At 42.6% G+C, this 20257-nt stretch carries 19 protein-coding genes; 10 read left to right on the forward strand and 9 right to left on the reverse strand.

From position 1 onward, the window contains the following. Positions 1 to 66 precede the first annotated feature (66 nt). Positions 67 to 1089 (forward strand): DUF3078 domain-containing protein, encoded by a 1023-nt coding sequence (locus tag DIU38_RS26845; RefSeq protein WP_112653151.1) that lies wholly within the window; start codon positions 67 to 69, stop codon positions 1087 to 1089. A gap of 1 nt (position 1090) precedes the next feature. On the opposite strand, the gene DIU38_RS26850 is transcribed toward DIU38_RS26845, so the two are convergent. Beyond that, positions 1091 to 2293 carry a DUF3738 domain-containing protein gene (locus tag DIU38_RS26850; RefSeq protein WP_112653152.1) on the reverse strand — a complete coding sequence of 401 codons (1203 nt, stop codon included), beginning with the start codon at positions 2291 to 2293 and terminating at the stop codon, positions 1091 to 1093. Between the two features lie 128 nt (positions 2294 to 2421). Between DIU38_RS26850 and DIU38_RS26855 the strand changes: the two genes are divergently transcribed. From DIU38_RS26855 to DIU38_RS26880, 6 genes are all read left to right on the forward strand, one after another. After that, a complete protein-coding gene (locus DIU38_RS26855; RefSeq protein WP_112653153.1) occupies positions 2422 to 3930 on the forward strand; it encodes a sensor histidine kinase in 1509 nt (502 codons plus the stop codon). Further along, entirely contained in the window at positions 3918 to 4610 is a 693-nt protein-coding gene (locus tag DIU38_RS26860; protein WP_112653154.1) for a response regulator transcription factor, read from the forward strand. The genes DIU38_RS26855 and DIU38_RS26860 overlap by 13 nt, the downstream gene beginning before the upstream one ends. 71 nt (positions 4611 to 4681) lie before the next feature. Further along, on the forward strand, positions 4682 to 6010 hold the full coding sequence (gene ffh / locus DIU38_RS26865) for a signal recognition particle protein (protein WP_090532696.1): 1329 nt from the start codon (positions 4682 to 4684) through the stop codon (positions 6008 to 6010). A gap of 243 nt (positions 6011 to 6253) precedes the next feature. Further along, on the forward strand, positions 6254 to 6997 hold the full coding sequence (locus tag DIU38_RS26870; RefSeq protein WP_112653155.1) for a hypothetical protein: 744 nt from the start codon (positions 6254 to 6256) through the stop codon (positions 6995 to 6997). A gap of 79 nt (positions 6998 to 7076) precedes the next feature. Continuing rightward, a complete protein-coding gene (locus DIU38_RS26875) occupies positions 7077 to 8000 on the forward strand; it encodes a hypothetical protein (RefSeq protein ID WP_112653156.1) in 924 nt (307 codons plus the stop codon). A gap of 97 nt (positions 8001 to 8097) precedes the next feature. After that, a complete protein-coding gene (locus DIU38_RS26880; protein WP_112653180.1) occupies positions 8098 to 9678 on the forward strand; it encodes a M1 family metallopeptidase in 1581 nt (526 codons plus the stop codon). Positions 9679 to 9905: 227 nt separating this feature from the next. On the opposite strand, the gene DIU38_RS26885 is transcribed toward DIU38_RS26880, so the two are convergent. Next, positions 9906 to 10277: a response regulator gene (locus tag DIU38_RS26885; RefSeq protein ID WP_090532688.1), complete on the reverse strand. Its 372-nt coding sequence runs from the start codon at positions 10275 to 10277 to the stop codon at positions 9906 to 9908. 275 nt (positions 10278 to 10552) lie between these two features. Here DIU38_RS26885 and DIU38_RS26890 point away from each other — a divergent pair, with 275 nt between their 5' ends. The 3 genes from DIU38_RS26890 (at position 10553) to DIU38_RS26895 (ending at position 13783) form a co-directional block, all read left to right on the forward strand. Next, positions 10553 to 11956, forward strand: a complete 1404-nt coding sequence (locus DIU38_RS26890; RefSeq protein ID WP_112653157.1) for a glycoside hydrolase family 30 protein — start codon at positions 10553 to 10555, stop codon at positions 11954 to 11956. Positions 11957 to 12200: 244 nt separating this feature from the next. After that, positions 12201 to 12455, forward strand: coding sequence for a hypothetical protein (locus DIU38_RS34245; RefSeq protein WP_244311238.1), 255 nt, complete (start codon positions 12201 to 12203; stop codon positions 12453 to 12455). Then, positions 12371 to 13783 carry a cellulase family glycosylhydrolase gene (locus DIU38_RS26895; protein WP_244311239.1) on the forward strand — a complete coding sequence of 471 codons (1413 nt, stop codon included), beginning with the start codon at positions 12371 to 12373 and terminating at the stop codon, positions 13781 to 13783. Before DIU38_RS34245 ends, DIU38_RS26895 begins: the two co-directional genes overlap by 85 nt. A gap of 634 nt (positions 13784 to 14417) precedes the next feature. Here DIU38_RS26895 and DIU38_RS26900 read toward each other — a convergent pair. From DIU38_RS26900 to DIU38_RS26930, 7 genes are all read right to left on the reverse strand, one after another. Next, positions 14418 to 14858: a hypothetical protein gene (locus DIU38_RS26900; protein WP_112653159.1), complete on the reverse strand. Its 441-nt coding sequence runs from the start codon at positions 14856 to 14858 to the stop codon at positions 14418 to 14420. Continuing rightward, a complete protein-coding gene (locus tag DIU38_RS26905; RefSeq protein WP_112653160.1) occupies positions 14855 to 15298 on the reverse strand; it encodes a hypothetical protein in 444 nt (147 codons plus the stop codon). Before DIU38_RS26905 ends, DIU38_RS26900 begins: the two co-directional genes overlap by 4 nt. A 124-nt stretch (positions 15299 to 15422) precedes the next feature. Next, positions 15423 to 15983 (reverse strand): REP-associated tyrosine transposase, encoded by a 561-nt coding sequence (locus tag DIU38_RS26910; RefSeq protein WP_112653161.1) that lies wholly within the window; start codon positions 15981 to 15983, stop codon positions 15423 to 15425. Between the two features lie 87 nt (positions 15984 to 16070). Beyond that, positions 16071 to 16373, reverse strand: a complete 303-nt coding sequence (locus DIU38_RS26915) for a hypothetical protein (protein WP_112653162.1) — start codon at positions 16371 to 16373, stop codon at positions 16071 to 16073. 113 nt (positions 16374 to 16486) lie between these two features. Further along, a complete protein-coding gene (locus tag DIU38_RS26920; RefSeq protein WP_112653163.1) occupies positions 16487 to 18025 on the reverse strand; it encodes a YifB family Mg chelatase-like AAA ATPase in 1539 nt (512 codons plus the stop codon). A 342-nt stretch (positions 18026 to 18367) separates the two neighbouring features. Further along, positions 18368 to 18967, reverse strand: coding sequence for a hypothetical protein (locus tag DIU38_RS26925; RefSeq protein ID WP_112653164.1), 600 nt, complete (start codon positions 18965 to 18967; stop codon positions 18368 to 18370). Between the two features lie 448 nt (positions 18968 to 19415). Further along, entirely contained in the window at positions 19416 to 19823 is a 408-nt protein-coding gene (locus tag DIU38_RS26930) for a hypothetical protein (RefSeq protein ID WP_112653165.1), read from the reverse strand. Positions 19824 to 20257: the final 434 nt, after the last annotated feature.

Below are 20257 nucleotides of genomic sequence, written 5' to 3' on the forward strand. Positions count from 1 at the left end.
AACCCTGAAGCAACATTTTTGTTTATTGTGGGTAAAAAAGGAGATTTTTGCTTTAATTTGTTTACTATGTTAAAAACAAAACCGGGATTACTAATACTCGCATTATCAGTCACGTGCGTTTTATCAGCAAAAGCACAAACAGATACCCTGAAAAAAGATAGTGTTAAAATAGACACTGCCGTACTTAATAAATACCGGATAAATTCTCGCAAAAACGCCATCCCCACCCGGGTTCGCCCCATACAGATCCAGCGCGAAATGGTACCTGTTACCATGCTCGATTATAAAGTAAACTACTGGAAAAAGGTAATCACATTTGGGCTGAACTTTAGCCAGTCGGCATTTAGCAGCAATTATGCGGCGGGTGGCGTAAGCGCGGTGGCATTGGGTTCAAATTTTATTTACCATACCGAATATAACAAAGCTCCATTTAGTTATGTGTCGGAGCTTAACCTTACCTACGGGGTATCAAAAAATAAAGGCCAGGGCAAACGTAAAACGCAGGACCGTATTTATTTTGATAACAAAGTAGCTTCGCAATTATCAAAAAGCTGGTATTTTTTCGGTGCGTTGACGTTCGAGTCGCAATTTGATAAAGGGTTCAATTATGTTGATCTCGGTAACGGCAAGTTCGATCAGCAATATATATCCAACTTCATGTCGCCGGGTTATCTTACCGAATCGGTCGGTTTTGAGTATAAGCCAAAGAGTTGGTTCGATTTGCGTTTAGGTACCGGTACTGCAAGGCAAACCTTTGTACTGGATGATAAGATTCACATCTGGAAACCCGATAACTACGGAGTGGATACGTTAAAGACCGTTAAAAACGACCTCGCATTTCAGGTTGTAGCCCTCTTTGATAAAGATATTGCCAAAAACATTCACCTCAATACGCGTTACGCACTGTTTATTCCCTATGCGCAATCGCCTAAGTTCATCACTCACCGTGTCGATTTGGTGTTATCGGCAAAGGTTAACAGGCTCATCAGCGCGACAGTTAACGGCACTTTGCTTTACGATAAACACACCGCCGCCGCAGCGCAAGGCTATGAAGGTATTGGATTGGGGATGCTGTACCGGTTCCCGTAACCTATTTGTAAAACACTAATACTTTCATTTTACGTTCGGCCTTATCCAGTATAAGGCCGAGCCTGTTTACCGACTGTACTACTCCCTCTTGCGTACGCAGATCGACCGTGGTTTTTATATCGTATTTTTCTTTCAATCCGGTTTCATCCACAACCGGGCGGTCAAGGTCATTGCTCAAATAATCATTTGCGAAATTTGCCAACGACACTGATGTACCGTTATACCCTTCCCCGCTAAAACTGATCATCGATTTATTTTGCGTTGACACCTGGAATGCTAATTTTTGGTCTGGGTTTACTCTGAGTACATAAACCGGGATTAACTTTTCGGATATCCGGGCCTTTATAGGGAGTGAAGTTAGCAGCTTCTTTTGCATGATGCTGCTGAGACTGTCCTTATCTTCGGGTTTAACTAACAGATCAAAACAATAAAGGGAATTTTTATTATCAAAGTCACATAATGACTTTTCATCTATCTCATAAACGATCTGTTTTGAGGAGGTTATGTCAAACGCATCTTTAAATAAAGCATCAGCACAAACATTAATATAACTCACCCTTCTGCCATTGTATGGCGCGTTTAAATAGTGCCTGCCCATACTTTGTTGCCCCTTCATGTAGCTGCGAATGGTAAAACTTTCGTTAATAGTGCTATCTACTCCGAAAATATCTTTGCTGTTGTTTATTGGTGCTTCCTTTACTTCTGCCGATGATTCGATTGACTTACCGGCCATAAGTTTATTGATTAGCCGTTGATTTACCGAATCTGTTTTTACAAGTGCCATGATCTGATGCCTGCTATTAATGATAGCACATTGCCCAACAGATGAAAACCCGAATGCTTTATATAAAAAGTAAGATGTGTCGCTGGCCAGCCATAGAGTTGATGGTTTTTTGGCCAGGTATTTTTTTAAGCGTTCGGCTGGTTCGTTGGAGATGGCAATCACCCGAATCTTGCTTTCATTTGCTTTTTGCAGTTTGGCCAAAGCGTCCATTTCGGGGATACAGGGACTGCACCAGGTACCCCAAAAGTTTAAAATGTAGAATGGTGCTTTAGTCGAGTCGGCAAGGTTAACTTGCAATGCCGGCGCATTAATAATGGGCTTTATAACAATAGCGGGAATAATATCGCCGGGTTTTAAAGTTTGCTGGGCCGATGCGGAAAAGCAACAAGCCGATAAAAGCAACGCGAATATTTTTTTCATGATGAATACGGATTTTATACCGCAAAAATGGAGTGTGTAAAAATAAAACTGTGTTATCGGTCAGGTTAACAAACGTTATATTATGTTAACAGCTGATCGTATTTAACGTCGATGTTTTACATTTGATAATGCCGAAAAACACCCGCTTTGTTATCGTTATATGTGCCGTGGCAATTGCAAATGTTTTACTGTTGCAATTTTACTGGGTGAAAAACTACTATGCGGTAAACCAGGCCACTTTTGAAAAAGAGGTAAATATGGCTTTTGAGGATGCATTGAAAAAAGAATTTAGCCTCCGTTGTGATACGATACAGCAGTTGCTTGCCAAACGGCTAATGGATACTACCGAGTTTTTGATGACAAGCAGGTTTGATACAACAGAAAAGAAACACATTTTTACTATAGCAAACGCCCATAAGCCGGGACAAAAATTTTCATCTTCGGCATTAAGCTTTCGCGGTATTAACCAGGCATTGTTGCCCGGTGATACCACTTTTAAATGGATAATAGCCCAACGGTTTGCATACACCATGCGCACCGAAGATCTGCAAAATCATGTTGTATACTATCGCACTCAAAACCTTGGCGGCTTTATGGTCGATAACGTTAATAAGTATGATTTTGACACGACACGCCTAAGACCAGTACTTGTAAATTATCTGAAGGAAAGAAATATCGATATCCCCTTCCGATTTTATTTGCGCGATGCCGATAGCACGATGAACCTGAACCATTTTGATGAAAAGCTGCTGGCCCGTTATCCCATCATTACCAAATCGTACCCAACCTATAAACAAAAAGGCAGCGACAAATACGTAAGGGCCATGTTCAGCAATCCTTTTTCATACGTTATTGGGCGTATGGGACTTATGTTTGCCGGTTCGCTGCTGCTTATCGCATTGGTGGCCTTTAGCCTTATCTATTTATTGCGTACCCTGTTTAGGGAAAAAAGGCTATCGGCTATCAAAAATGATTTTATTAGCAACATAACCCATGAGTTTAAAACGCCGATTGCCACAGCTTCGGCTGCAATAGAAGCATTGAACGGCTTTGGTGTACTTGATGACCGTGAAAAGACGCAGCGTTATCTTTCTCATACCAAAAATGAACTCGAAAAACTGGCCGGGCTGGTTGATCGGGTGCTAAGCATCTCGGTGTATGAAAACGCGGATTTTGATATAAAGCCAGAACGTGTTGATATCGACGCCGAAATAAAAGGTCTGTTAGCAAGCGCGGCAGCATTGCCCGGAAAGGAAATAAACTGGAACTATGTAAATAGTACCGGAATAAATAAAATCATGGTTGATCAATTGTATTTTGAACATGCAGTTAATAATGTGGTTGATAACGCACTTAAGTATTCGGGCCCCCGGGTTCAACTGGTGATAAGTGTGAGCATAAAGAACAACTTTTTGATCATCGAGGTAAAAGATAATGGGATAGGCATAGCAGCTAATGACCTGCCGCTGGTGTTTGAAAAGTTTTACCGCGTACCTTCCGGAAACCAACACCGTGTAAAAGGCCATGGCCTTGGGCTGAGCTATGTAAAAAGCATTGTGGATCGGCATCGGGGATGGTGTAAAATAGAAAGCGAGTTAGGTAAGGGCACTACAATTAGTTTAGCATGGCCAATATAAATAACGTTAAGGTTTTACTGGTTGAGGATGAACCGGTACTGGCCGAGATAGTACAGGAGAGCCTTCAATCAAGAGGGTTTAACGTGTTTCAGGCTGATACCATTGCGTTGGCTAAGGTCATTTATTACGATAGCCAGCCCGATATCATAGTGCTTGACGTGATGCTTCCTGATGGCAGCGGCTTTGACCTTGCCCGGCAGATCAGGAATGTGGATACAGAAATACCCGTGATTTTTCTTACTTCCAAATCTTTACCGCAGGACGTGGTTGAGGGGTTTGAAAGCGGGGGGAACGATTATTTAAAAAAACCGTTCAGCCTGGAGGAGCTCATTATTCGGATAAGGGCTTTACTGAGTAAAAACAGGCTGGTGACAAATAAAAGTGCCGGCATTACCAAGATTGGCCGGTACCGGTTTCATTATCCGCAAGGGGAACTCAATTTTGAACAGAAAAACCGCATGTTGACCACTCGAGAGGGTGAAATTCTTAACCTGTTGATTATGAATAAAAACCAACTGCTTAATCGTGATGAGTTATTGTTAAGCCTTTGGCAAAACAACGATTATTTTAGTAGCCGGAGCCTTGATGTATTTATTACCAAGCTGAGGCGTTATTTGAAAGATGACCCGTCAGTAAGTATTCTCAATGTTCGTGGCCGGGGTTACAAGTTAATCTACTAAGTAATTGAGTTAATATAGTTCAAAATCATACCTTTGTATCCTTATAAAAAAGATTAAAGTTTTTTAATATAATGTTTGAAAATCTTTCGGATAAACTCGACAGGGCGTTCAAGGTCCTGAAGGGTCAGGGAACTATTACTGAAATAAACGTGGCCGAAACCATGAAGGAGATCCGCAAGGCCCTTCTTGATGCCGACGTTAATTATAAAACTGCCAAAGCATTTACCGATGATGTAAGGCAAAAAGCGCTTGGTAATAATGTATTAACATCTATTTCGCCGGGCCAGTTGCTTACCAAGCTCATGAACGATGAGCTTACCGCGTTGATGGGCGGTACCACAGCCGATCTTAATTTTCCGGCTACTCCTACCATCATCCTTATTGCCGGTTTGAATGGTGCCGGTAAAACAACCTTCACCGGTAAGCTTGCCAATTATTTAAAAACACAACGCAATAAAAAACCATTGCTGGTTGCTGATGATATTTACCGCCCCGCGGCTATTGATCAGCTGGAGGTATTGGGCCAGCAAATAGGCATCCCGGTGTATGCCAATCGCGACTCGAAAGACCCGGTCGCTATTGCCCGCGAAGGGATAGCACAGGCTAAACAGAACGGCAATAACGTGGTAATTATTGACACCGCCGGCCGTTTGGCTATTGACGAGGCCATGATGGTGGAGATTGAGCAGGTAAAAGATGCCGTAAAACCACACGAGATCCTGTTTGTGGTTGACTCCATGACCGGCCAGGATGCTGTGAATACTGCTAAAGTGTTCAATGACCGCCTTGATTTTACTGGTGTGGTATTAACCAAGCTCGATGGTGATACTCGTGGTGGTGCAGCCCTTTCTATCAAATCGGTTGTTAATAAGCCTATCAAATTTATTGGTACCGGCGAGAAGATGGAAGCGCTTGACGTTTTCCACCCCGATCGTATGGCATCAAGGATCCTGGGTATGGGCGACGTGGTGTCGTTGGTTGAACGCGCTCAGCAGCAGTTTGACGAGAAAGAGGCAGCCGAGCTACAGAAGAAGATCCGCAAAAACAAGTTCGACTTTAACGACTTTTACGGCCAGATCCAGCAGATCAAGAAAATGGGTAACATGAAAGATCTGATGGGCATGATACCGGGTGTGGGCAAAATGATGAAGGACGTTGAGGTTGATGATAACGCGTTTAAAGCTATTGAAGCTATTATCCAATCGATGACCCCGTTTGAAAAAGCTAACCCTGAAACCATTAATCAAAGCCGCCGTAACCGTATAGCCAAAGGTTCGGGCACCGATTTACAGGAAGTTAACCGCCTCATGAAGCAGTTTGATGATATGAAAAAAGTGATGAAGCAAATGAGCAATCCCGCTGCTATGGCCAACATGATGCGCAGGATGCCTAAAATGTAAATTAGGTATACCCTATAAAAAGAACGTCTCTTGCTAAAAACAAGGGACGTTTTTTTTGCTCCTTTGCTGACGAACAAAATGAACATGTGTATAATAAATTATACACATGTTCACACCTTTTGCGAATTAAAGTCATTAAAATGTCATTTACTGTGCAATGGCACTTACTTTGATTTACTACAGCGAACAGATGAGGGCTTAAGTTTACCCCTCCCTCACATATTAATAACTAAAAAACTAATCATGAAAAAGTTAATTAAACCCGTTTTATTGACCGCTGCGTTATTTGCTTTTAAAGTTGGTTCGGCCCAGGTTAATCTTGGAGCAACTACCGCTACTAAAATAGCTACGCGGGTAGCTACGCCAACTGTGAATGCTGCATCTATAGCGCAAAAAGCGGTTAACACAACCTCAACCGTAACCAACCAGGCTGCCACACAGGCTCAAAATGTAGCAGCGCGGACAGCCGCTCAAACCCAGGCTACCACCAACCAGGCCGTAACGGGCGTTGCCGCCAGTGAGGCCGCCAATGTTAACAGCAACGTTGCCTCAACCGTAAATACTACGGCAGGTACAACAGCTGCACAAGCCGGTATTAGCAGCAATACCTCAGCCGCAGGTACTGTTAATGCAACCGGAGTAACAGCATCAGGCGAAAAAGCATTAACCACAACCGAAGGTGTTGCTGCTAACACTACCGAAAAAGTAAGCAGCAATGCTGCCGCTTTAAGGGCTGGCGCTACAACAACAGCAGGTAAAACAGCAGTGGCCGCGGGTAATAGCGCCGATGCTGTCAGCAAAAGCGTAAGCGTAACCTCTTCCGGTAACCTGAACAGCACAGGTAACGTGGCAGCGGGCTCCAAAAAACTAAATACCGGGTTCTCAAATAGCAGCGCTTCCAGTACTGCTGTAAAGGCGGGAAAGAAAAGCGTTACTGTTAAAACTTCGGGCAAGAGTTCAGCCAAACTGAGCGCTACCAAACAGTAATAGTATTTACATATATTAAATCAAAAAGGCCGGTACCGGCCTTTTTGATTATCCGCACTTTTTTAATTCAACATTAACCATGAAAAAACTTAAACTTATCCTGCTGCTGGCTTTGGCCGGCCCTGCGGTTTGTGCCCAGCAAAAACCTGATACCGCGGCAAAAACAAAAGAATTGTTTGTAAATGCGGGTTTGCAATATCTTTCAAACCTTACCTATGCCGGCAGGCGCGATGAAAGCAGTGTTCCGGTGCTTCTGCCCTCTGTTACATTGGTTAGCAAACAGGGCTTTTTTGTAAGCGCTATCGGCTATTTTGATCTTAATGGTTCCAAATCAGGCACCGAGGGCCTTAGCGTTACACCGGGCTATGTTTTCGTGTTTGATGCAAAACGGTATTATGGAGGCAACATATCAGCCACTAAATATTTTATCACCAAAAGCAGTCCCATTATACTTTCTTCATTTAATGCCACGCTCGACGGGCAGTTGTATGCCAATCCGGATGATATTGTAAAATTTACCGCGGGCATCAGCTATAGGTTTAATAAAAATAACAGCAATGACGTTGTTAATACCGCCGAATTATCAAAAGAAATTTTTGCCCTGAAAACAGGTGCGGATAAAAAAAGCGGGCTAAAGGTTACTCCTACCGCCTCGCTTTATGCCGGTACACAATCTTTCTACCAAACTTATTACACCGAATCGCAGGTTACCCGCTCGATAGAGCAGCCCCAGCAGCAAACACCTATTAATATCCTGTTTCCCAGTCAGCCAAAGCAAACTATTATAACGCAAACGGTAACGCAGCAAAACCAGCGCGAGGTAAGGCAATATAAGCTGCTTGCTTTCAGCGGATCGTTGCCTTTAACCTATACTATTAACAAGTGGCAAATCCTCTTTACGCCCTACCTCATCAAGCCATTTAACCAGGTTGATTATGTAAAAAACACCAAAATGAACGGGCTTTACTTTTTGTTCACCACAGGGGTTAATGTAACGTTTTAGCAATGTAAAAATGTGATAAACCATATAGCCGGGAAAGGCGGATAACAGCTTGTTTTTATTAGCTTTGTTGCAGTACAAAACAAACTGAACCATGGCTATGCGCAGGATATTTTTTGTTCTTTTATTGTTACCGGCCCTGTTTACCATGCCGGCATTTGCCCAGGTTCCAGGGGCGCAGATTGATGTTAAACATTATACGTTTGATATTAAACTTAATGATGCCGATAATAATATAGAAGGAAAGGCCACGGTTTCGATAAGGTTTTTGAACGGCGCGGAAGGGTTCAGCCTCGACCTGGTGAAAAAGAATGCTGAGGGTAAAGGCATGCTGGTATCGGCAGTAACCGAAAACGGGAAGCCGGTAAAGTTTACTCAGGACGATGAACAGCTAAAGATCAATACCCGGGCCTATAAAGGTAACACCCGCGATTATACGATAAGTTATAGCGGCATCCCAGCTGATGGGTTGATCATCTCGACCAACGCATTCGGGCACCGTACTTTTTTTGGTGATAACTGGCCTAACCGGGCCCACAACTGGCTGCCCTGCGTTGATAATATTGCCGACAAAGCCACGGTTGATTTTATTGTAACCGCTCCCGATCATTACCAGGTAGTATCAAACGGGCTGCAAACCGAAGAAAAGCAACTCGACGGGAAGCTTAAATTAACCCATTGGGTTGAAGCCGTTGCGCTGCCTACCAAAGTAATGGTTATAGGCGTAGCTGAGTTTGCAGTTGACCGCCCCGGTGATGTTAACGGAATCCCGGTTTTTACCTATGTTTTTCCGGAAAGTAAAGAGGTTGGGTTTAAAAGCTATGCTGTAGCTAAAAACATTCTCCCCTACTTTATAAAAAATGTTGGCCCTTACAGCTACGAAAAATTGGCCAACGTGCAGTCGAAAACCATTTTTGGCGGTATGGAAAATGCCAGTGCCATATTCTACTTTGAAGAATCGGTTAAAAGCCCGGATATAGAAGAACTAATGGCGCATGAAATTGCCCACCAGTGGTTTGGCGATGGCGCCAGCGAGAAAAGCTTTGGCCACCTTTGGTTAAGCGAAGGCTTTGCTACCTATATGACCGATCTTTATCTCGAAAATAAATACGGGGCCGATACCTTAAAAACACGCCTTATTGGCCAGCGTAAAAAAGTGCTGGATTTTGAAAAAGAGCGTTTAACCCCCGTGGTTGATACCGCTGTTAAAACAAAATTTATGCAGCTGCTTAATGCCAATAGCTACGAAAAAGGCGGTTGGGTACTGCACATGCTGAGGCGCAAACTGGGCGACGATGTTTTTTGGAAAGGGGTAAGAAATTATTATTCAAAATACCAGGGCAGCAATGCCAATACTGATGATTTGAGGCGGGTAATGGAACAAACCAGCGGCAAGGACCTGAAACAGTTTTTTACGCAATGGCTACGCAACGCCGGGCACCCAAATTTGGCGGTTAGCTGGAAGTATAATGAAAAGGATGGTTACATTACCATAAATGTAACCCAAAACCAGGCCTATGTTTACAATTTGCCGCTGGAGGTGTCTGTTGACGGGCAGCTGTTAACTGTGCCGGTAAAAGAGAAATCGACAACAGCCCGTTTCCGGGTAAAAGCCAAACCGGCAGATGTTAAGGTGGACCCGAATATAAACCTGCTGGCATCGTTTGAGGAAAAAAGATAGAAGCGTTTTAAAGAGGGCTGTCATTGTTTGAACCTCTTTTTTTGTTACGGATAGTTATAAATTAAATATATATTTTGATCGGTATGAAAAATATGGGCGTTGCCTGCGGCCCGTGCTATACGCTCATACTGCACAGGCATTAGCCACAAGGCCGGTATCCGCTCCTATCACTAACGCAGCCCTTTGCACTATCCCAAGATAAATTTATGGCATAATAGCTATCCCACCTACGCCGCTATCACCCTGTTGATCACCTTTTCCAGGTCTTCCAGGTCAAATGGTTTGGCTAAATAGCTTTGGGCGCCGGCATGATTGGCCAGGATCTGGATATCGCTGTTTGCCGAAAAGTAAATTACCGGTATTTCTTTAAGTCCTTCGGTTTTTTTGAGGGTTTGCGTGGCAATGATCCCGCCCGAATCGGGGATCCAGTTATCCATCATGATCACATCAGGCAAGATGCCCGAAACTTTTTCAACAATGTTATTGCAGTCGCTAAATGTGTGCACTTCCCACCCTTGTTCCTCCAAAATATAGCTGCAAATAGAAAGGATGTCCTCGTCGTCATCAAATATGACAATTTTTTTAGATGGAGTATTCATTGGATAGTTGTATGTGAATTTATAGAAATCTTTTCATAAAAACAAATGTTTTAAATTGAAAATTAAATTAGCCCGTTTAAACAAGACTTTATATCGCCCTGATTTAAATTAACCCCATGGGCAAACTACTTCTTAACCACTACAAAATTTAATTATTGACTTTGTAACCGATTAATTACTACGTTTTATTAAAAACAGTAATATTTTTACTCATCCAATTTTAACAGCCGTATTAATTCCTGTTATCCAACAAATAAACCTGTAAATCCTGTTTCATGAATACGCAAATCAAATCGATTTTATTGGGCGCCATGCTGCTTGGCCCGGTCGCTGCAATAAACGCGCAAACAAAGGCAAGCTTATGGCTTACCCGGGCCGACAGATCGGCACTTTTTGAGCAGCAAAAAGTGCCGCTTATTTTTAAAACCGGGGAGGCCGGCGGTACTACTATTACTGTTGATGATAAGCAACATTACCAGCCGATAGACGGGTTTGGATTTGCATTAACCGGGGGCAGCGCTATGCACATCATCCGTATGAGTGCCGACAGCCGGGCCGCGCTGCTTAAAAATCTTTTTGCGGTTACAGGAAATGATATTGGTATCAGTTATTTAAGGCTGAGTATTGGTGCATCCGATCTGAACGAGAAAGTATTCTCGTACGATGATATGCCCAAAGGCCAGACAGATCCAACGTTAAAACATTTTAACCTTGGACCGGATAAAACCGATGTGATCCCGGTAATGAAACAGATCCTGGCAATTAACCCGGCAATCAAGGTGTTGGGTTCGCCATGGTCGCCGCCGGCCTGGATGAAAACCAATAATGATACCCGCGGCGGCAGGTTAAAACCCGATTGTTATCCGGTATATGCAAAATACCTGGTTAAATATATCCAGGCAATGAAGGCCAATGGAATTAATATTGATGCCATCACCATTCAAAATGAGCCATTACACCCGGGTAATAACCCCAGCTTGCTGATGGTTGCGCCCGACGAAGCCGACTTTATCAAAAACAACCTTGGTCCGGCGTTTAAGGCGGCAGGCATCAAAACAAAGATCATTGTTTACGATCATAATGCCGACAGGCCCGACTACCCTATTTCGATATTGAATGACCCGGCTGCCCGTAAGTATGTGGATGGTTCGGGCTTTCACCTGTATGGCGGCGATATCTCGGCCCTTACCGATGTGCACAACGCCCATCCTGATAAAAATATTTACTTTACCGAGCAGATGACCGTTGAGCCCGAAAATCAAAGTACCATCAACATTGCCTGGCCGGTAAAAAGCCTGATTGTTGGCGCAACCCGTAACTGGAGCCGCAATGTACTGGAGTGGAACCTTGCCGCCGACTCTGAATATAAGCCCTATACCGACAGGGGCGGCTGCCCAATGTGCCAGGGCGCCGTTACCATTGATAAAAACGAAGTAAAGAAAAACATCGCTTATTATTCAATTGCCCACGCTTCCAAATTTGTACGTCCGGGTTCAGTACGTATTGCATCAAACAATATGGATACTTTACCTAATGTGGCTTTCAAAACCCCCGATGGCAAAAAAGTACTTATCGTAGCCAACACCGGTGATGGCGCGCTGGATTTTAACATTCAATACCAGGGGAAAGTATTAGCTGTTAAGCTTGATAAAGGTTCGGTTGGAACGTATATCTGGTAATATAAACCGGTTCAGGAAAAATTTAAATGCACAACAACATGTTAACATCGTTAATAAAAAATATAAAGATAAGCTCAGGAATTAAAGTTTTGCTGGCCGCGGCTCCTGCATTATTTGTCTCTTTACAAGGCAATGCGCAAACAGGCTTTTTAAAAGCCGAAGGAAAAAAAATAGTTGATGAAAAAGGGCAGAATGTATTGCTGCGGGGTATGGGTTTAGGGGATGGATGCTGCAGGAAGGCTATATGCTGCACATTAACAAAGACAGCCGGCAGTACCGCATTCGCGAAAGGTTTGAAGAGCTGATGGGCCCGGCCGAAACTAAGGAGTTTTATGATACCTGGCTGGCCAATAACACCCGCAAAATTGATGTGGATTCGATGAAACGCTGGGATTTAATTCTATTCGCCTGCCAATGCACTACAACCTTTACACCCTACCAGTCGATAAGGAGCCCGTTGCCGGTAGAAACACCTGGCTGGATAAAGGTTTTAAAATGACCGATGACTTACTGGCCTGGTGTAAAGCAAACCACATGTACCTGATCCTTGACCTGCATGCCGCCCCCGGCGGACAGGGCAACGACCTCAACATCTCCGACCGCGACCCGGACAAACCATCGCTTTGGGACAGCGAGGCTAATAAGCAAAAAACCATAGCCCTTTGGCGTAAACTGGCCGAACGGTATAAAAACGAACCTTACATAGGCGCTTATGATATCATCAACGAGCCAAACTGGGGTTTTGACGATCCTCAAAACGATAAAAACGGACTGAAGGAAAAAACAAACGGACCGCTAAGAAAACTGATGGTTGATATTACTGCTGCCATTCGCGAGGTTGATAAAAAACACATTATTATTATTGAGGGCAACGGTTGGGGCAATAACTATAACGGTATTTTACCCCAATGGGATAAAAACATGGTGCTGAGCTTTCATAAATACTGGAATTTTAACGATCAGAAGTCTGTCGATCATATCGTAAAAACACGCGACCAGTATAATATCCCGGTATGGCTGGGCGAAACCGGCGAAAACTCAAATACCTGGCTTACCGAAGCTATCGGCTTATTAGAAAAAAATAACATTGGCTGGTCATTATGGCCATTGAAAAAATTGGGCATCAACAACCCGATGGAGATCCGTTCAAATCTGAACTATGATGATGTGGCAAGGTACCTGAACACCGGCAGGAATAAACCTAACGAGAGCAATACGTATAGCGGCACCCTTGAGCTGGCTACGTATGCTAAATTAGAAAATACCATTATTCACCATGACGTCATCGACGCTATTTTCAGGCAGCCGCACACAACCGTTACTAAGCCCTTTAAAGCCAACAGGATTGGCAACGGCACCGTGATCAATGCTGTTGATTATGACCTGGGCCGCAATGGCTATGCTTATTTTGACACCGACACGGCTGACTATCATACTTCAGGCAAACCCGGTGTTGGCAACAAAGGCCACGTTTACCGGAATGACGGCGTTGATATCAGCAAAGATTCTACGAAGTATGAAAGTTACTATGTAGATCATATTGAAACCAATGAATGGACACAGTACACAATACAGGTTAAAACATCGGGCATGTACTCCCTAAGCCTCAAAGTGGCATCTGCCACCGATGATGCCCAACTATCTGTTTTAGTTAATAATATAACCCAGGCAAAAGAAGTGGCGGTTCCCAACACCGGCGGGTTAAAAAAATGGCAGGTTATTGCTGTAAAAAACATTGTTTTAAAAGCCGGGAGCAACAAAATAAAGGTATTAGCTAACAACGGAGGGTACAACCTGCATTACCTGCAGTTTTGGAAAGGAAAATAAATACAGGGGCACTACTTATTTAAACAGCCGGAGTATATATTATTTGCTCCGGCTGTTTATTTATCTAAGATGCCACAAATGATTTTTTTCCTTTGCTGGCGCAAATATGCAGGTTTGCCTGCGGGCAATAGCTACTTGCACCTTCGGGTTTAGCCGTAATTTTTTAATATTATTTTTCTGGTAAAAGCTATTGTAAATAAGTGCTTTTATAGTTAAATTTATTATATCAATTATCAATGTCACCTAACATAGGGAGAAGTCATTATGAAAAAACAAGCTACGATAGTTTGTCAGCCTGATAAGACTGAAACTACCCAACCATTACAGGTAAATTGCCCGCCATCTCATCAAAAAATGTATCGCGATCATACACATTGCGATCATGTGCATGGGAGGGTTAACAAATTTCCAATTGGCAGCAACCGCGGGCCATGCTTCTTTTAAGTTAACCGGCTATTTAATATAATAGTACAGTTGGCTGTATGGCTTAAAGTTTTGCAGGTAAACTGCTAAGCTGCATAACCCAATTTGCCCGCGCCGGGTATCAGCCCCGGCTTCGCCGGCAATTGAATGGTTTTGTAGCGCCCGCTATTAAACTCCAAATTAGCTGTTGTGTGAGCCACCTTTATATTGCCTACTGGTTAATGTATTTGTATTTTTTTCGCCCATCCTGTACTTCAATTGTTTTAATAGTGCTTACCGGTATTGCTTTTTTCAATGAAAGAATCTTTGACTGAACACCGATAACAGAATCCTGGATAACCCAGGTGCGGTCGAAGTAAAAGGTTGATCGCTTGCCATTGATATCTGTAAAACGTATTTCAATGGATGGCCCGTTCTTTAACTTGTAAGGAGTTCCGTCTTTATCGAAACATTTAATCGAATCAATAGGATAAATACTATAGGTGTGCTTATGCCCAAGAGGGTCCTGGGCGGTAACCGGCCTTAAATTCACCGTTTCCAGGGTTGGCACCTGCTCCAGGAAAGTACCAACAGGCATGTAATAGGTTTTGCAGGAGCTTGAAAAGATAGTTAGTGCTGCGATAGTGATAAGGAGTAAAGGTTTGGTTGTCATTTTAAAATAGAAATATTAAACGTTAAACCCATTGGGCCATTTAACCGGGTTTTCTTAATGATGCTTGCGATCTCAGTCGGCAATAAGTTTACATTTAGCGGAGTAACCGGCGTTGCCACTAAATGATAATTCGGATCGTTAAAAAGACCTAAGTTTGTTTTGTCGAAAGCATAAAGTCCTTTCATTGCCATGTTTATAAAAGACGATAGATACTGCTCGTCTGCCTCTGAATTAATGATGTTCTCCAGATCAGGGTTAATAACAAATTTGGTTGTATATGGCAAGCCCTCAAAGTATTCCTGCAATACTTTATTGTTTTGAGCAGATTCCGCAACAGACCGCGGTAAACAAGTACCAGCAGATGTCATAAAGGCGACTTCTTTTCCGTTGGTTAAATACCAATCAATATCAAAGGCGTGCTGGTCAAAGTCGGTATACATATTTAAGTTTTTTTATTTGAGAGTTTTAGTTACTTCGTAATAACATCCTTCACTTTACTGGCGCAAGTATGAAGGGCAGGCAAAGAGAGGGTGGCTACTTGTGCCTTCTTAGTTTTTCTATAATTTAAGCCAGCAACGGATCGACTAATAAAATATCAACCAAGCCCGGTAAATCATAGTAATCCCGTGCGCTGCTGTATAAGTAATCTTCAGGTTTTTCTACAAATCCGGCCTCTACCGGGTTGTTATGAATGTAATCTAATTTTTGATGCAATACTTTATGGTTAAACAGCATAATGGGATGATTGTCCTGTTGCCATAATTGAAACTTTTCGTTATTGCTATTTTTCGTTCCGGCGCGTGTCATCATCCATAAAAGCCATTCCTTTCGGCTTTCAATAGGATTGTTTTCAATTGTACTTCGTAATATGGCTGCGGTGTGTTTTTTCATATCACGCAATATGTCCTCCAATTTATTGCTGTTGCTTCCAATAATCAGGTGAACATGACTGGTCATAACACACCATCCATATATTTCAAGACCCTTATGCTTTTGACAATACCTCCAACTGTCAAGCAATACCTGTTTGTATTCATTTCTTATGAAAAGGTCTATCCAATACACAACAGAAAAGCTTACAAAGTATAATTTATCCTGATCGTGAAATTTGTATTTGGTACTCATATTTTCGAATATTTGGCACAAGTAGCCTTTTCACACATTGCCACCCCTTCATACTTGCGCCAGTGGGGGAAGATCATAAAATATAAATCAGTTACAAAAAATTACCTGTCCAGTCTTATATTTTATTAATTTAATAACCATGGAATCTTTAGATTTTATCAACGAATCTCCTTTTTCGATTTTGTGATTGAAATCCCAAAGATTCACAGGAAGGTCAAAAGTCTTACCATTGATCGAAACAGTTGGTTCGCCTTTAATACTGTAAATAACTTTCTCCACTTTCCCGTTGAATTCTATGCTGTAGTTTTTCCGAACTAAATTATTATAATGATAAATCGCCGATGCAAATAATAGTAAGATAAAAACCCCTATGAAAAAAAACTTTTTCATATTCTTTATTTTATTGATCAATCGTATTACTAACACCGGCGGAACCGCTACCCTTGCTGTCCGAAGTTTCCGGCTTCGGATTACTCTTTCCCTAGACACTGTCTCGTTGTACCTTACCCAGCCCAACCTTCTCTATCCAAACTCCTGAAATGGATAGCCTCGGCTAAATGCTCCAGTTTAATTTCCTCACTCCCTGAAAGGTCGGCGATAGTGCGGGATACTTTCAGTATGCGGTCATAAGCCCTTGCCGAGAGGCCGAGTTTTTCCATGGCTTTTTTAAGCAAGGTTTGACCGGCTGCGTTGATTTTGCACAGGTCGCGAACCATTTGAGGGCTCATTTGTGCGTTGGCATGCAGATCGGGACGGTTGCCGAAACGCTCTACCTGGATTTCCCTTGCCCTGATCACCCGTTCGCGGATGAGCTCGCTTTTTTCGGCAGCACGGTCGGATGATAGTTCGTTGAAGTTAACGGGTGTTACTTCCACATGCAGGTCTATCCTGTCCAGCAGCGGGCCGGAAATTTTGCTCAGGTATTTTTGCACCATACCCGGCGGGCAAATACATTCTTTTTCGGGATGGTTATAGTACCCGCATGGGCAGGGGTTCATGCTTGCCACCAGCATAAAACTGCTGGGATAATCGACCGTAAATTTAGCGCGTGATATGGTTACCCGGCGCTCTTCCAACGGCTGGCGCATTACCTCCAACGCGCTGCGTTTAAATTCGGGCAATTCATCTAAAAATAAAACGCCGTTATGGGCCAAAGAAATTTCGCCAGGGGCAGGGTTGCTTCCCCCTCCTACCAAAGCTACATCGCTAATAGTATGGTGAGGGCTCCTGAACGGACGAATGGTTACCAGGGCATCAGCAGCGGCAAGTTTGCCTGCCACCGAATGGATCTTGGTGGTTTCTAAAGATTCATATAAACTCAATGGCGGCAAAATAGAGGGGAGCCTCCGGGCCAGCATGGTTTTACCTGCTCCGGGCGGACCGATCAGGATCACATTATGGCCGCCGGCCGCGGCAATTTCTAACGCGCGCTTAATATTTTCCTGGCCTTTTACTTCGCTGAAATCGCTGTCGTAATTGCAGAGGCTGTCGTAAAACTCTTCGCGGGTATTTACTATTTCGGGTTTAAGGTCGGATGTGCCGTTGAAAAAACCGACAACGTCTTTAATGCTTTCAACACCATAAACTTCCAAATCGTTTACAATGGCTGCTTCGCGGGCGTTTTGTTTAGGGAGGATAAAACCTTTAAAGCCATCTTTACGGGCTTGTATGGCTATGGGCAAAGCACCTTTTATGGGCTGCAGGCTTCCATCGAGTGAAAGCTCGCCCATGATGATAAATTTATCAAGGGTTTCAGGTTCTATCTGGCCGGATGCGGCTAATACGCCAGTGGCGATAGTAAGATCATAGGATGAGCCTTCCTTTTTAATATCGGCCGGGGCCATATTAACCACTACCTGCTGGCGGGGCATCCTGAAACCGCAGTTTTTTAGCGCCGACTCTATCCTGAAATAACTTTCTTTTACAGCAACATCGGGCAGGCCCACAATGAAATATTTTGTGCCCGATGCAATATTCACCTCAACTGTTATGGTAATAGCTTGTATCCCATAAACCGCGCTTCCAAAAGTTTTAACCAACACAGTGATAAAAGTTTAATTGAAGCGAAAGATATAGAATTTTGATGAAGTGATAAAGCGGGGTTGTAAAACAAAAAGCTTGCCGGCGTATTATTAGGTTTACTAATACATAATAAATGGGGCACACCTGTAACCACGACACATCTTTCGGTAATTGAAAGGGTGCCTCGTCGGGTGTTTAAGGTTAAATATCACGCATAAGGGCCACAAGTCTTTGCCATGTGGCGGCGAAATCGCTTGCGGTAACGGGGCTGCATGGCGGCAGCAGGATGATCCGAAATTTGCTTATTGATTATTTTGCATGCAGGGCAAAGCCGTGTGGCCTGTGATAGCTTAGGGATACCATCAAGTATTTCTTTTCAATTTCTTCAGTGCCTCCATTGCCGTGGATTTTACTTCATCATCATCTAATAGTTTGTTAAGAACTTCTTGTACCTCCAAAGATTTTACAGTGCCTAATCCCCGAATTAATTGTCGACGACTTCCTGCGTTACTTTTATCCCTAACTGCAGAAATCATCCAATCTACATCTTGTAAAGTCATAACGGTAGCTATTGCATTACCAATCACCCATCGCAAACCATCTTTTTCTTTAGGCGTCAACTCATATTCTTTTATTAAAGCAGCAGAAGCTAATCCCTTTGCTTCTTTTACTGTTAAGGCCCGTACAATGCCTTCTTTGTTTTTCTCGTTATGGATACGGGGCAAATATTTTAATAGAACATCTATTGCTTGCGGATATGTTTCTTTTGTATTGACTAAATCCCAAATAGACTTGATGACGATATTCTTGTTTTTCAACTCTAATATTAAGTCAAAATATTCTTTTACTCTTTCCGATTCAAGTCGCTCAGCGAGCGTTAATGCTTCATCTGCTTCTTGCTTTGACCGGGGCCGACTCATTAATTCTTTCCAACGCTTTTCTAATTTTTCTAAATCCTCCATATATAACCATTTTTTATTTTTATAGACCCGGAATTATTTTACGGGTAATTAGACTACTATCAATTGACTGTTGTAAGGGTTTAGAAATCAATGTAGTCGAACGTGTATGAATAATCATTTCCAATGAATTACCATACTCCTCGCCAGCTAATTTCGGGTGGAACGACGACAACGTTAATAAGATCCCTTTCATTAATGTTTGATAAGGGTGTTATTTAGTTTAGTGTACTACTTCTTAGCAAAAAACGATATGATAATGTTATCACAATAATAATCACCAGATATTGAAAAACAAGTAGGTGTGTTCACTATAAAAAGACAGTATAAACGCTTCTCAGGGATAGCGCGCGGTAGTACCCGATGGTTTTGCAAAGTCAAAACAAGCCGTACTATAAAACAAAAAACCCGCCGGTACCGGCGGGCCTTCTTATAATCACATTGTTTAATCTCATCTTAAAAATGTTCCGGCCTGGCAAACAACCAGCAGCATGGTGCAGGAAACAATCACACAAATCATCAGCATTATTGACCACGTATTAGGATTGTGTTTGCTGATGCGTGCAAAAGCGGCATTCACCTTTTTAAAATAGCGGCTGTTCAGCAATACAAAATAATTAAGTACAAACGCGCCAGTGGCGCCCAGTAATATCATTAAGCCGGATACCGGGCTTAACTGAAACCAGCCGGCGGTTAAAAATAACTGTGCAACACTTACTAAAATGGCCAGCAAAATGATCATCAAAAAGCTTGCTCCAAAAAGGGCGTTGGCTTTTGGCAATCCGCCGTGACCAAAGTTTTTAACATTCCACCTGTAAAACGTTACATAAATGGACTTGTAGGTTTCTGCTGCTTTCATAATGTTATGGTTTTAGGTAATTAATTCGGTACAAAATAATATTACTTGCACAATATTAGTTTAAAAACGGGATTGGCAAAATTTTATTGCGGATATGTTTGATTTTTATCGCGTTTATATTTCTTTATTTGGTTTGATGTTTATATCGCAAAAAAACAATGCGGAGAAAGAAATAATTTTATTTTGCATGGCCCCGGAACAAAAGGCGCTTTGGTAAAATCAATGTTACAATACCCAATATCTCCCCTTTTTGTAGCATATCAGGCAATATTAATGCTGCTTTCATGTTATTAGAGCACATTTATAGCATATAATGCTGCCTACGGGGTTATGGATGTAGTGGTTAAGCTGGGTGAGCTGTTTTTATGCTTTAAAAGTTTAAGCTTGATATTTGTCGAATACGCGTCTATCAAAAAAATTAACCAACATGCTAA

It is taken from the genome of Mucilaginibacter metallidurans (assembly GCF_003286435.2).
In the GTDB taxonomy this organism is placed as follows: Bacteria; Bacteroidota; Bacteroidia; order Sphingobacteriales; family Sphingobacteriaceae; genus Mucilaginibacter; species Mucilaginibacter gossypii.